Here is a 12,739-nt window from a genome sequence, read left to right as displayed (position 1 = left end):
GCCATTGACCCTTATTGCATCCGCGGTGCTGGAATCAGCTCAGCGGTCGGGCTCGGCTGGCCCACAAGCTCACGTTCACCATCGGTGACACGGATCAGAGTCACCTCGCGCACTGGCATGCCGTTGGTGCCTTTGTAGGTGATCAGACTGGTCGCGCCGCGCACGTTCTCCAGCTCGGCCAGGGCATCGCGGATGGCAATCGGATCGGTTGTCCCCGCCGCCTTGACCGCCTCGGCGACCACGATCACCAGATCATAGCCCACGGCATTGAACACGGTTTCCGACGGGCTGCCGGTCGCGGCCTCATATTTGGCGTTAAACTCAGCCAGCGGGTTGCCCTCGGTTGCATGTCCGGCAGTGGTGAACACCACCCCCTCGCCGACATCGCCCAACGAAAAGGTCGTCGGGCTGTCGATGCCGTCCGAACCGATCATCTGACTGGTTACGCCCGCCGCGCGCAGTGCCTTGAGCATCGACGGAAAGTCGGGCTCGTAAGATGAGGTCATGATGACATCGGGCTGCGGATCAAGCGCCGCGATCCGGGTCGCAATCGCCGAAAAATCCTGCTGACCGATGGAATGGGTGTCCTGGCCGAGAACCTCGCCGCCCAAAGCCTCGAACACGTCGCTGAAGTATAGCGGCATGGTGGTATACTGGCTGTCTGGCGAATAGATAATATAGGCTGTCTCATGGCCCTGCTCGCGCGCCCATTCGGCGGACACCGTGGCTTGCACGTTGTCGCCGGGGAAGTTGGCAAACATGAAGCCGCCGCCGATCATCGGCAGGGTGGGCGAAGAAGCACAGGTCGAAATCGCTGGAATCTGCGCTGAAGTCACTGTCCCAATCGAGGCCAGCGCCGGGTCGGCGTCACACGGCAGCACGATCACTGACACGCCCTCGTCGGCCAGTTCCTGCACTGCGATGGCGGTCTGCGCTGCATCCGAGCGCACGTCTTTCTCTACCAGTTCGATCTTGATGTTGCCGTTGATCCCGCCTTCGGCGTTGATCTCGTCCACAGCAATATGCACGCCCTCGATCACCGGCCCGTCATAGCCCGCCAATCCGCCAGTCTGAGCGGTTGCCAGCCCAATCTTCAGGGTTTCAGCAAAGGTCGGTCCGGCAAGGGCCGCCGCCACTAAGGTTGATGCAAGTATTGTCTTTTTCATTGAACTTCCTCCAGTTGGTTGCCGTTGTCTTCTTGTTTTGGGCCGAGATAGGCCTCAATTACGGCCGGATCGTTCTGAATCTCTGCCGGGGTCCCTTCGGCGATCTTGTGCCCTTCGTTCAGCACCACCAACCGGTCGCAAAGCTGGTTGATTAGTTTCAGATCGTGATCGACCAGCAAGATCCCCAGCCTGAGATCACGGGTCAGACCGCGCAGGGTTTCCATCAAGTCATCGGTTTCATCGCGGTTCATCCCCGCCGCCGGCTCATCCAGAAACAGCAACGACGGCTCACAAGCCAGCGCGCGGGCAATCTCGACCCGTCGCTGATCGCCATAAGACAGCGTACCCGCATCTGCGTTCGCATGGCGGGTCACGCCCATCCGTTCCAGCGCGGCGCGTGTGCGGGCCTCGGCGTTGTGCCCGCCACGTGTCGACAGTGCCGCCACCAGCACGTTCTGGAACACACTCAAGGTTTCGAACAGTCGGATATTCTGGAAGGTCCGCGCGATGCCATGATCGGCGATGTCTTGCGACGCAAGCCCGGTCAGCGCCTCAGAGCCAAGGTGAACCTCACCCTTGGTCGGCACCAGCACTCCTGACAGCATGTTCATCAGCGTCGTCTTGCCCGATCCGTTCGGCCCGATCAGCCCGGTAATCTCGCCGGGAGTCAGCGTTATATCCACATTATTCACCGCCGTGAGCCCGCCGAACTGCATGGTCATGCCCTTGGCCACCAACGGTTCGGTGCTCGCGTTCTTTGCAATCTTGGATTCTTCCTCAGGCATAGGGCGGTGTGGGAACAGCCGTTCCTCCCATTCCTTCAGGCCCGCCAAACCGTCAGGCTTGCGGAACATCGCGAAAAGAATGATCAGGCCGATGCCAATCTGAGTGGTGCCAAAGACCGCTGGAACCTCAAGCCCGGCCAAGGAGAACCCACTCTCGAACCGGCGAAGAACCTCGGTCACCAGCGTGATCGCCACTGCACCGGTTATTGCCCCAGTAACGGTCGTCATGCCGCCGACAATCAGCATCGCCAGCAACAGGAAGGTATCGGTGAAATAGAATTTCTTGGGGCTGATCGCACCCAGAAAATGCGCGAGCAAAGCGCCTGATAAGGCCATGAGGGCCGCACTCAGCACAAAGGCAAACAGCCGCTCGCGCCGGATCCGAATTCCTACCGCACTGGCAGCAATGGCGTTTTCCCGTCCGGCCCGTAGCCGCAGTCCCGACACTGAATCGCGATACAGCCGCGCTACGATCAACGCCAGCACCACGCCCCCAGCCGCGACCCAAAGCGTGGTGACTGCGGGGATGCCAAAGAACGTTTGCGATCCGCGGGTGACATCGCGCCAGCCAATGGCGACCCCATGCACGATGATCAAAAGCCCCAGCGTCGCGATCACCGCAGCCGACCCTTCTAACTTGCCGATCGCCAGACCGACGACCGCCGCCACCACGCATGTCAGCAAGATCGCGACGATCGTCGCAGAGAAAATCCCCACCTCCGTTGTCGCGAGCCAGGTAGGCAATTTCGGCAGCGTCGCGATCTTAAGTTGCGTCGGAAGCGTCAGCAAAGAGGCCGCGTAGGCTCCGATCGCCATGAACGAGAGATGCCCGAAACTGAGGATGCCGGAATTGCCGCTGTAGACCCCCATGCCGGCAACCGCAATCAGCGCAATGTAGAATACGGTCAGCATCCGCTCACTCGCCGCGCCAATCGACGACGCGATCAGAGTTGCCGCGATAACAAGCACGACAATCCCCAGAACTGAGGCAAATATATGCTTGCGTGGTGCAGTGATCATATCGAATCTCGCAGTTCAATTTCGGCCAGCATAGTGACCGAATTTTTCAAAGTCAACGATATTACCATCCTTGACAAGACCTTTTCATAAATGCTTCCTTCTCTGAAAAAGGAGAGTCGATGCAAGTTCGCGAACGCATAGAGAAATTGTCGGGCGATCTAACCGCGACTGAGCGCAAGCTTTCGACCGCACTCTTGCTTGACTATCCGTTTGCCGGGTTGGAACCAATCCAGGAACTCGCTCGCGCCACCAACACCTCGCCGCCCACGATCTCACGTTTTGTCAGCAAGCTGGGATTTCACGGCTATCAAGATTTCCAGCGCCATCTGATCGGCGAGCTGAAACAGGGCCAGCGCTCCCCTGTTGACCTACAGGCGTCTAGCGCCCCGATTGAAGGTGCGTTTTTAGAAAATTTTCTCGAGCGGGTTTGCACCCTTGTAAAAAGCGCAAACAAAGCAGTGTCCGAAGCTCAGTTCGCACGCATTGCCGCATTGCTGGCAGACGAGAAACGCAGCATCTTTGTGATCGGCGGACGGATGAGCGACCCGCTAGCGCAATATCTCTCGCGCCACTTACGCCAGATCCGCGCCAAGGTGTTCCATCTGCCTCCCGATCCCGACGTTTGGCCGGAATACTTGTTGCGAATGCGCGCTAAAGACGTGCTCTTCGTGATCGACTTCCGGCGTTACCAGCACAATCTGGCCGCGCTGACGTTTAAGGCTACTCAGGCACGCAATATTCAGATCGTGTTGATGACCGATGAATGGCTCTCACCGATTTCAGCACAGGCCAGCGAAGTCCTCGCCGCCTCAATTGACGTCAGCACCCTGTGGGACAGCTACACCGGTGCCCTGGCACTGCTCGAGGCCCTGTTGACGCGCATCGCGGGCGACAACTGGGACCTCACGAAAAGCCGGATCGAGGAATGGGATTCCTTCCGGTTGGATTTTGGAGTTATCAAAGATGATTAAGACCCCCTGATTTTCGCCGCCACCTCAGACCTGGCCGGCAAAACTCGCGGCAAGGCGTTCCCATTGGCAGACCTTGCCAAACGCGCCAAACGAGGCGTCGGCTGGACCCCGACCAACGTGATGATCACCTGTTTCGATACTATCGCGGAAAGCCCCTTCGGCTCGCTAGGCGATCTGTTGCTGATCCCCGACGAAGAGGCCGGCGTCGAGCTTGATTTCGAAGACGGCGGCCCGGTTGAGCGGATCATGCTGGGCGACATCACGGATCTCGACCGCAAGCCCTGGGATTTCTGTACGCGCTCTTTGCTCAAGACCGCGCTAAAAAGGCTCAAAGATGCGAGCGGCCTCAGGCTCGTCTCCGCGTTTGAGCACGAATTCCAGTTCAAGACGAGCGGCGATCAACCCGGCGGTGCCTTTGGCCATTCGGTGTTCTCCGAACGCCGGGTTTTCGGCGAAACGCTAATGGCCGCGCTCGGTCAAAGCGGACTGGGGGCCGACACCTTCATGAAAGAATACGGTGCCAACCAGTTCGAAGTTACCAATGATCCGGCGCAGGACCACCGCTCCGCCGATCAGGCCGTTATTCTGCGCGAAGTCACGCGGATGACCGCACAACGGTTGGGCGAAGATGTGACTTTCACCCCGATCCGCAATCCTGCGGGCGTTGGCAACGGCGTGCACATCCATCTGAGCTTTCTCGACGACGCCGGCGAGCCGGCCACCTATGACGCCCAGGGCGTCGCTGGAATGTCGCAGGCTACCGGCGCATTCATCGCTGGGGTGCTAAAATACCTCGACAGCATCATCGCACTGACAGCGCCCTCGGACGTGTCCTACCTGCGGCTGACGCCGCACCGTTGGTCCGCCGCCTACAACAACCTGGGCTTCCGTGACCGCGAAGCCTCAGTGCGGATTTGTCCGGTGACGGCGCAGGACAGCTCCAGCGTCGCGCGGCAATATAACTTCGAATACCGCGCCGCCGATGCCACCGCCTCACCGCATCTTGCCCTCGCGGCGATCATCCATGCCGGGGCGCAGGGCATCGAAGATGCCCTGCCCGCGCCGCAGGTCACAGAAGAAGACCTGTCCACCCTCTCCGCCGATGCCTTAGCAGAGCGCGGCTATATACGGCTGCCTGAAACCCTGACTGAAGCTCTGCAAAGATTCGAAGACAATGCAACCGTGCGGGGATGGTTCCCGGCCGACTTCGCCGCTGTCTATACCGCCCACAAACGCGGCGAGCTAGCCGCATTGGAGGGTAAAGACACCGCCACCCGCTGTGTCGCCTATGAAGAAGTTTACTAATGAAGCGTACCCCACCGTCAGGCGCTGCATGCCGGAGAACATGTGTCAGCGGTGGCCCAGGGGCGCGTTGTAGGGTGTGATCCGAGCTGCGAGAACGAGCCCATCTTATGATGGGTAGTGCGTTTCGCAAAGTGCGCTACAAATTCGTTTCTCCAATCACTGGGAGTTGAGATTTATGCGTCGGGTCACCGCCGATAGTCGGACACCGCGAAGGCGCAGGCGGTGGCGGACACGCTTGAGGTAGGTGCAACGGTGAACGCTGTCGCAGAGCGATATGGCATTCTTCCGAACCAGCTATCGGCGTGGCGCCGACAGGCCGAACAAGGAAAGCTGTTGCTACTCGCGCCGGATGCGGACGAGCCATTTTGGCCTGACGCCACGACGATATCAATCCGGCGAAACGGATCGCGTCACGTCGATCACCAAGGCTGGCGATGCCAGTGTGCGGGCTGCGCTTTATGAAGCGGCGCATGTGATGCTGGTGAGAACCAACCGGTGGATCCCGCTCAAGGCATGGGTGATGCGCGTTGCCGCTCGACGTGGCGCAAAGCGCGCCAAAATCGCCCTCGCGAGGAAATTGGCCGTCATCATGCATCGGAAGTGGATGGACGGCACAGAGTTTAGAACTGCCTGACAGCCAAGGAACACCAATCCTTCCGCAAGGAAGGCGCCCCTGAAGGGACGTGGTTAGGGAAAAGCCGACAGAAATCCTAACTTGAACCTGAAGCCGCAACGGAGATGGGCTTTCCCGAGCCAAAGCCAACCGCATCATATGAGTGCAATACGCAGATCACGGACAGAAGCATGCACAGCGCCAGACCCGCGCTGATACAGGGCGACTGATATAAGCTCCGCCTCAGATATCAGAACGGCGTGTCGGAAGCGTCACCATTCCGGCTGTTTCGAGGAATTTCAGCAGTTCATATTCCACCGGGGTCATGTGCCGCTCCGTATCCACCAACGAAAATACGTCCACCAGCGGCGGCGACACCGGCACCGGGATCTGCCAGAGTCTCGCACCATAGCGGATCGCGTGTCCCCGGGCCATGCAACCGATGGCGGTGCCGCTTTCGATTAGTTCCGATAGGTCGACGATACCGGTGGCGGCAGCGATGAAGCGGTCGCCGATCCCGTGGCGCACCCGCCATACCGTCAGCGTGGAGAGCGCGCCCGCCATTCGGTCCTCTTCATAGCCGACCACATCCGATGCAGCGAGAATCGCGGGGTCGATCTCCTTCTGGCGGAAAAGCGGGTGTTCGGGGCCGCAATAGACACCGAATTCCAGCGGCTTCAGCGGTTGTGCGCGCAACCGGTGAATCGTCGGATCCACGCGCGTGCAGAACCCAACTGACGACGCGCGCTGCTGCAACGCCTGTGCTACCTCGTGACAGGGGGTAGAGCGAAGCAATAGCGTCACGTCGGGATGCTGGCGGCGAAACTCTTCCAGCAGGGGGTTATGTCGTCCATTTCCAAATGCGAAGACCGGTGTACCACCACCGTTCCCGACAGCGCTCTGCCACCATCGGCAGTCAGATCGTTCAGCCGAACGACGCCGCCGTAAATTTCCAGCACTTCACGATAGACGGCCTCGCCCGCCCGGGTTACGCGGAATGCCTGTCCGCCTCCACGGTCAATCAGCCGCTGGTCCAGCCGTTCCTCCAGCCGGCGCAGAGCTGACGACACCGAAGGCTGCGACACGTTCAACCGCTGCGCAGCGCCGGTGATCGATCGTTCTTGGACGATGACCATGAATGTCAGCAACAGGTTCCAGTCGAGCTGCAGCGCCAGCCGATCAAGGGGGAAACTCATGTTTGCTCCGTCGTTCTGTCGGCGAAGTGGCAAAGTGCCATGCGCCCGGGCCCGGGTGTCAGGGCGGGCGGCGGCGTCGTGTCGCACAACCCCTTTTCCGCGATCGGGCAACGAGTGTGAAAGGCACAGCCCTTCGGAACATTAGTAGGGCTGGGGATGTCGCCGCTCAGGCGCATCCGATCAGGTCGCTTGACCGCTTCGGGCACCGGCACGGCTGACAGCAGAGCACGGGTATAGGGGTGAGCGGGCGCGTCGAACACCTGCTCAACCGGTCCTTCCTCGACGATGCGACCCAGATACATCACCGCGACCCTTTCGCACAGGAACCGGATCACGGCCAGATTGTGCGAGATGAAAAGCTGGGTCAGCGACGGCCGGGTGTCGCGCAGATCTTTGAGGATGCCAAGGATCTGCGCTTGTACCGACACATCCAGCGCCGATGTCGGTTCGTCCAGCACCAGAAGATCCGGATCTAGCACCAGTGCGCGGGCGATGCAGACGCGTTGTTTCTGCCCGCCCGACAATTCGTGTGGATAGCGATCATGAAACTGCGCCGGCAGGCCGAGAGAAGTTAACGTTTCCGACACTCGGTCGCGCAGGGTACGACCCCGTAGGTCGGTGTTTAGGATTAGCCCCTCGGACACAGCGCGGCGGATGGTCATACGCGGATTCAGCGACGAATGCGGATCCTGAAAGATGATCTGCGCCTTTTGCCGAAGTTTCCTTAGGTCGCGGGCCGAGACGTCAATCACGTCCATTCCGCCGATCTCGATGTGCCCGGCGGTCGGTTTAACCAGCCGCAGTGCGGTCTTGCCCACGGTCGTCTTTCCCGATCCGCTTTCGCCGACAAGCCCCACAGTCTCGCCTGCGCGCAGGGTCAGCGAAAGCTGTTCAACGGCGCGCACGAGTTGCCCGTTGGCCAGCGGGAAATGAACGTCCAGATCGCGGATCGACAGCATCGCGGGGCCGTCGGGCGGGCGGGTCGTGATCGGCTCAAGCATCGGCGCGGTCCTTCTCGCGGGCAGGGTCGTAGAGGGTGCAGGCGACCCGGTGAGAATAGTCGATTTCGCGCATCGGCACAGGCTTGGCGCAGATCGGTGCCGCATGTGGGCATCGCGCTGCAAACAGGCAGCCCGCCGGTGGGTGCAGGAGGTCCGGGAGGGTGCCGGGGATCGATTCCAATCGGTCCTGCCGGCGGAACGGATGCGGAAGGGCGGCCAGCAGGCCTTTGGTATATGGATGTGCTGGTGCATCGAATATTCGCGCGACCGGCGCATCCTCAACGATCTTGCCAGCATACATGACAGCGATTCGAGAACAGACCTGAGCGACGACCCCCAGGTCATGCGAGATCATGATCATTGTCAGTCCCATATCGGCGACGAGTTCCGCCATCAGATCGAGTATCTGCGCCTGAATTGTCACGTCTAGCGCGGTCGTGGGTTCGTCGGCGATCAACAATTTCGGTTTCGCCGCCAGCGCCATCGCGATCAGCACCCGCTGGCGCATTCCGCCTGACAATTCGTGCGGATAGGCGGCGAATTGGCGATTGGGGTTCGGCAGTTGGACCTTTTCCAGCATGTCTAGCGCGATCGCTTTTGCCTCGTCACGTTTAGTCTGCCCGCCCGACTGTGCGCGGATCGCGTCTACCAGTTGCGTACCGACCCGAAACACCGGATTGAGATAGGTCATCGGATCCTGAAAGATCATCGCTACCTCACGCCCGCGCACCTGTCGCAGAGCGCGATCCGACAGGCCCAGAAGCTCACGCCCCTGAAGTTGCACGGATCCGCCAGTAATGCGTGCGGGCGGCGACGGGACCAGGCCGAAGGCGGCGCGTGTTAGTACCGATTTGCCGCAGCCGGTTTCGCCGACGAGGCCTAGCGCCTCTCCCCGCTGCAGTGACAGGTTCACACCGTCGATGGCATGGTAGGTGCCGTCGAATGTGTCGAAGACCAGCGAGAAATCGCGGATGTCGAGAAGCGGATGGTCGGTCATGCTCTGCTTACCTCTGTCGTGGGTCGAAGACGTCGCGCAACCCGTCGCCCATCAGGTTGAACCCCAGCACCGTCAAATAGATCGCTAGCCCTGGAAAGAATGTGGCCCACCACCAGTCCGGCAGATAGGCCCGCCCGGTCGAGATCATAGCGCCCCATTCGGGATAGGGCGGCTGCGCGCCAAGACCGAGGAACCCGAGTGATGCAGCTCCGAGGATTGCCATGCCCATATCCATCGACGCCTTGACGATGATCGGTGACAGGCAATTCGGCAGAACATGCACGAACACGACCCGCAATGGGCCCGCTCCAAGTGCGCGGGCGGCATCCACGTAGGTTTCGTTGCGCTGACTGAGTGTCTTGGCTTGAACGAGGCGCACGTAACCCGGCCACCAGACCAGCGACAGCGCGATCATCGCGTTGATGATCCCCGGACCGAGCGCACCGACGATGGCAATGGCGAGGATCAGCCCTGGAATGGACAGGAAGATGTCGGTGACCCGCATGATCCCTTCAGATATCCAGCCGCTCGTCATTCCCGCGATCAGCCCGAGCGGCACACCGATCAGGATGGCGATACCAGTCACAGTTACACCGATCTGCAATGTGGTGCGTGCGCCGATCAGCACCCGCGACAGGATGTCGGACCCCACCTGGTCGGTGCCAAACAAGTGTTCGGCTGAAGGCGGTAGCAACTTGGCCCCGAAATCGACCGCGCCGTAGGCGTCCTGCGGATAGGGCGCAAGCCATGGCCCGAAGGCGGCAATGAATAGGAAAACGATCACGATCACGAGGCCCAGCATCGAGGAGAAGCTTCTCGAATAGGTGCGGATCGCCCGGCGTGTCTCGCGGAAACGCATTGGCTCACGGATCGCCACGGGGCCGGATTCTAACGATGCATCGGTCATTGCCGTCTCCTCATATCTGGTTGCGTACGCGCGGATCGAGCAACGCGTACATCAGATCGATCAGCAGGTTGGTCAGCATGAATGCGGCACCGAGGATCAGTGTCACGGCCATGATCGGCTCGAAATCGGAAGAAATGGCGGCCTTGGCGGCATAGAGCCCGATGCCCGGAAAGTCGAACACGCTTTCGACCAGCACGGTGCCACCCAGCATCCATCCGAACCGCAGCCCGATCATCGCCAGCGTCGGCAGGATGGCGTTTTTCAATGCATAGATCGCGATGATCCGGAACGGCCCAATGCCTTGCGCCCGGGCATTCACAACGTAGTCGCGGCCCAACACCTCCAGCATCTCGGCGCGATTGACCCGGATAATCGCTGCCAACGCCGGAAAGCTGAGCGCGGTCGCAGGTAGGACCATGTGCATCAGCGCCGTTCCGGCAGTCGCCGGATCGCCGACTAGTAGCGCGTCGATCGATATCATTCCGGTAATCGTAGTCGGCACATCGTCGAAGATTCCGAGCCGCCCGCCAAGCGGGAACAACCCCAGTTCGAGCGATAGATACCATTGCAGCATCAGCCCAAGCCAGAACATCGGCAGGGCGACACCCGAAACGGAAAGGAACCGTATTGCGTGGTCGGGCAGGCGGTTCTGCCAAACCGCTGCTAGCACACCAAATGGCACACCAAGGACCACGGCGATCAAAATCGAGAAGAGGACCAGTTCGATCGTTGCGGGCAGGAATACAGCGATATCCTGCGCAACCGGACGTCCGGTATAGACGGATGTGCCCAGATCGCCCTGTGCGAGTTGCCCAAGATAAAGCCCGAAGCGCACCGGCAATGCGCGGTCAAAACCGCGCTCGACGCGGATTTTCTCGACCATATCCGGTGACGCATCAGGCCCCGCGGCCAGCCGCGCTGGATCGCCCGGCGCGATGTTCGCGACGGTAAACGTAATAACCGCCAGCCCCAGAAGCATGACTACCATCAGGCCTAGTCGTTTAAGGATCAATCGTTGCATTGGCACTACCGGTTGTCGTGTGATTAAGGGCGCCGCCGACTCAGCAGCGCCCTTTCTGCCCACCCCGAAAGGGTCAGGGTTGGATATAGAGAGGGTAGATATCCACCTCGCTGGTCATGCGGATTGGGCTGTCCTCGTATCCCTTGACGTAGGTTTTGTAGGCGAACATGCGCTGACGCATCATACCGAAAATCTCCGGCTGCAGGTCCACAATCCGTTGCTGGATCTCTGCATAGATCGGCGCGCGTTCGTCCCAATCGGACAGTTTGCGGGCTTTTTCGATCATCTCGATCAGTTCGTCGTCCTCAAGGAAGTGCGAGCCATAGTATTTGCCCTGCGAGGACGGATGATACTGGACCGCGACCGCATCCGGGTCGGTCGACACCGGCGTGGTGAAAATACTCATCAGATCAGGGCTTTCGCCCGCGTCAGCCGCGCGTGCAACCATATTCGGCCAAGTCAGCGGTGTCATCTCGAGCTCGATGTTCAGCTCGCGCAGGCTGTTCAGTAGGGCGAGCCCCATCTGGCGCTGTTGTTCCAGACCCTGGACATAAACGTATTCCAGCGTGATCCCACCATCCGGCCACTGCGATTTCGACAGGTATTCGCGGGCCTTTTCCATATCCTTGCGCGGCATATCGATCTCGACCTTGCCCTTGATCGCGTCGGTGAATGCCGATGTCTGCAGCGTCGCGTTACCGTTATAAACCTGCACGAACGTTTCGTAGTCAAACGCGTAGGCGACGGCCTTGCGCAGATTGATGTCCGACATGTATTGCCCTTGGGTATTCATCTTGATCCCAAAGGACGTCAGCGCAGGAGTTGATGACACATTGATGTCGGGCCGCTGGCCGACGATATCGAGCTCTTCCGGCGTCAGGTCGGTCACCATGTCCGCCTCGCCCGAAAGCAGCGCCGCGCGCTGCGACGAGGTTTCGCGGATCAGCCGATAGATAACCCCGCCCATTTTTTCGTCATCATAGGGAAAGCCCTTCCAGTAGTTGGGGTTCCGCTTGAGCCAGTAGGCCGTTCCTTGGTCGAATTTCTCGAGCGTGTAAGGACCGGAGCCAGCCGCATTTTCCGAAAGCCATGCCTTGCCGTAATCTTCATCAGTCACATGCGTCTCGACCTCGGCCGGGTTGACGATAAACCACCATGGCAGAAAGGACAGGAACGGGGCATAAGGCCGGTCCAGCGTGAATTCGACGGTATGTTCGTCCAAGGCCTTGATGTTTTCCGCGCTTAGCACGTCAGACAGCATCCAGGCAGCGCCTTCGTTCAACTTAAGCACCCTCTGGTAGGAGTAGACGACCGCATCTGCCGTTACCGGATCACCGTTGTTGAACCTCGCCTCTGGGGCGAGGTTGAAGGTCCAGACAAGCCCATCATCGGACGTGGTCCAGTCAGTCGCAAGCCACGGTTCCACCTTCGGCGGGTCGCCCGAGTACTTGACCAGGCCGTCATACAACGCCTGGGTCATCATCCGGACGGCGTAGTCATAGGCCTGACCCGGATCTACGTGCGATACAGGCTGGCGGCCGCCGAGAACCATCCAGAACTTGCCATCGCGTTTCTCCACAGCCCCGGCCGGGGCGCTCAATGCGACTCCGAGCGATAGGGCCAGTGCCGAAGTTATCTTCCAGAATTTCATAGTTCATCTCCCCGCTGTCGCCCCGCCCGGAACGGGCGGTGGCAATGCCTCCATCCTTCTGACGGACAGGCTTTGTGCCTTTCCATCAATTCAGATGCGGGAGCAG

12 protein-coding genes and 1 pseudogene are annotated in these 12,739 nt (G+C 60.0%); 4 read left to right on the top strand and 9 right to left on the bottom strand.

Annotation, left to right across the window (positions count from 1 at the left end):
• Nucleotides 1–11: 11 nt before the first annotated feature.
• Together ACFQAU_RS19715 and ACFQAU_RS19710 are read right to left on the bottom strand one after the other, a co-directional pair.
• The gene (locus ACFQAU_RS19715) at nucleotides 12–1,166 is read right to left on the bottom strand and encodes an ABC transporter substrate-binding protein (protein WP_132445876.1); all 1,155 of its coding nucleotides are present in this window, start codon (nucleotides 1,164–1,166) and stop codon (nucleotides 12–14) included.
• The gene (locus ACFQAU_RS19710) at nucleotides 1,163–2,920 is read right to left on the bottom strand and encodes a branched-chain amino acid ABC transporter ATP-binding protein/permease (protein WP_240791637.1); all 1,758 of its coding nucleotides are present in this window, start codon (nucleotides 2,918–2,920) and stop codon (nucleotides 1,163–1,165) included. Before ACFQAU_RS19710 ends, ACFQAU_RS19715 begins: the two co-directional genes overlap by 4 nt.
• A gap of 170 nt (nucleotides 2,921–3,090) precedes the next feature.
• Here ACFQAU_RS19710 and ACFQAU_RS19705 point away from each other — a divergent pair, with 170 nt between their 5' ends.
• From ACFQAU_RS19705 to ACFQAU_RS19690, 4 genes and pseudogenes are all read left to right on the top strand, one after another.
• Nucleotides 3,091–3,942, top strand: coding sequence for a MurR/RpiR family transcriptional regulator (locus tag ACFQAU_RS19705; protein WP_132445882.1), 852 nt, complete (start codon nucleotides 3,091–3,093; stop codon nucleotides 3,940–3,942).
• Between the two features lie 6 nt (nucleotides 3,943–3,948).
• Nucleotides 3,949–5,247 carry a type I glutamate--ammonia ligase gene (locus ACFQAU_RS19700; protein WP_386284783.1) on the top strand — a complete coding sequence of 433 codons (1,299 nt, stop codon included), beginning with the start codon at nucleotides 3,949–3,951 and terminating at the stop codon, nucleotides 5,245–5,247.
• Nucleotides 5,248–5,469: 222 nt separating this feature from the next.
• Nucleotides 5,470–5,709 (top strand): transposase, encoded by a 240-nt coding sequence (locus ACFQAU_RS19695; RefSeq protein WP_132445885.1) that lies wholly within the window; start codon nucleotides 5,470–5,472, stop codon nucleotides 5,707–5,709.
• Nucleotides 5,615–5,881, top strand: a pseudogene (locus tag ACFQAU_RS19690) (transposase); the annotation flags it as partial. The gene ACFQAU_RS19695 and the pseudogene ACFQAU_RS19690, both read left to right, overlap by 95 nt.
• Nucleotides 5,882–6,103: 222 nt before the next feature.
• Here the strand turns inward: ACFQAU_RS19690 and ACFQAU_RS19685 are convergent.
• The 7 genes from ACFQAU_RS19685 to ACFQAU_RS19655 all read right to left on the bottom strand — a co-directional run bounded on the left by ACFQAU_RS19685 (nucleotide 6,104) and on the right by ACFQAU_RS19655 (nucleotide 12,633).
• Nucleotides 6,104–6,664: a LysR substrate-binding domain-containing protein gene (locus ACFQAU_RS19685; protein WP_386284263.1), complete on the bottom strand. Its 561-nt coding sequence runs from the start codon at nucleotides 6,662–6,664 to the stop codon at nucleotides 6,104–6,106.
• Entirely contained in the window at nucleotides 6,661–7,056 is a 396-nt protein-coding gene (locus tag ACFQAU_RS19680) for a LysR family transcriptional regulator (protein WP_386284665.1), read from the bottom strand. Before ACFQAU_RS19680 ends, ACFQAU_RS19685 begins: the two co-directional genes overlap by 4 nt.
• Nucleotides 7,053–8,057: an ABC transporter ATP-binding protein gene (locus ACFQAU_RS19675; protein ID WP_240791638.1), complete on the bottom strand. Its 1,005-nt coding sequence runs from the start codon at nucleotides 8,055–8,057 to the stop codon at nucleotides 7,053–7,055. Before ACFQAU_RS19675 ends, ACFQAU_RS19680 begins: the two co-directional genes overlap by 4 nt.
• On the bottom strand, nucleotides 8,050–9,054 hold the full coding sequence (locus ACFQAU_RS19670) for an ABC transporter ATP-binding protein (RefSeq protein WP_132445891.1): 1,005 nt from the start codon (nucleotides 9,052–9,054) through the stop codon (nucleotides 8,050–8,052). The genes ACFQAU_RS19675 and ACFQAU_RS19670 overlap by 8 nt, the downstream gene beginning before the upstream one ends.
• A 7-nt stretch (nucleotides 9,055–9,061) precedes the next feature.
• Nucleotides 9,062–9,961 carry an ABC transporter permease gene (locus ACFQAU_RS19665; protein ID WP_165935594.1) on the bottom strand — a complete coding sequence of 300 codons (900 nt, stop codon included), beginning with the start codon at nucleotides 9,959–9,961 and terminating at the stop codon, nucleotides 9,062–9,064.
• 10 nt (nucleotides 9,962–9,971) lie between these two features.
• Nucleotides 9,972–10,982, bottom strand: a complete 1,011-nt coding sequence (locus ACFQAU_RS19660; protein ID WP_132445894.1) for an ABC transporter permease subunit — start codon at nucleotides 10,980–10,982, stop codon at nucleotides 9,972–9,974.
• Nucleotides 10,983–11,055: 73 nt separating this feature from the next.
• A complete protein-coding gene (locus ACFQAU_RS19655; RefSeq protein ID WP_132445897.1) occupies nucleotides 11,056–12,633 on the bottom strand; it encodes an ABC transporter substrate-binding protein in 1,578 nt (525 codons plus the stop codon).
• Nucleotides 12,634–12,739: the final 106 nt, after the last annotated feature.

Origin of the sequence: Sulfitobacter profundi (genome assembly GCF_042661425.1) — a bacterium.
GTDB lineage: Bacteria > Pseudomonadota > Alphaproteobacteria > Rhodobacterales > Rhodobacteraceae > Sulfitobacter > Sulfitobacter profundi.
This window is presented reverse-complemented; position numbering and strand designations above follow the sequence as displayed.

What these genes read in the sequence shown, in the direction of transcription:
- ACFQAU_RS19655 (WP_132445897.1), bottom strand. Translation starts at nt 12,633, where the DNA reads ATGAAATTCTGGAAGATAACTTCGGCACTGGCCCTATCGCTCGGAGTC.
- ACFQAU_RS19675 (WP_240791638.1), bottom strand. Translation starts at nt 8,057, where the DNA reads ATGCTTGAGCCGATCACGACCCGCCCGCCCGACGGCCCCGCGATGCTG.
- ACFQAU_RS19705 (WP_132445882.1), top strand. Translation starts at nt 3,091, where the DNA reads ATGCAAGTTCGCGAACGCATAGAGAAATTGTCGGGCGATCTAACCGCG.
- ACFQAU_RS19715 (WP_132445876.1), bottom strand. Translation starts at nt 1,166, where the DNA reads ATGAAAAAGACAATACTTGCATCAACCTTAGTGGCGGCGGCCCTTGCC.
- ACFQAU_RS19665 (WP_165935594.1), bottom strand. Translation starts at nt 9,961, where the DNA reads ATGACCGATGCATCGTTAGAATCCGGCCCCGTGGCGATCCGTGAGCCA.
- ACFQAU_RS19670 (WP_132445891.1), bottom strand. Translation starts at nt 9,054, where the DNA reads ATGACCGACCATCCGCTTCTCGACATCCGCGATTTCTCGCTGGTCTTC.
- ACFQAU_RS19680 (WP_386284665.1), bottom strand. Translation starts at nt 7,056, where the DNA reads ATGAGTTTCCCCCTTGATCGGCTGGCGCTGCAGCTCGACTGGAACCTG.
- ACFQAU_RS19660 (WP_132445894.1), bottom strand. Translation starts at nt 10,982, where the DNA reads ATGCAACGATTGATCCTTAAACGACTAGGCCTGATGGTAGTCATGCTT.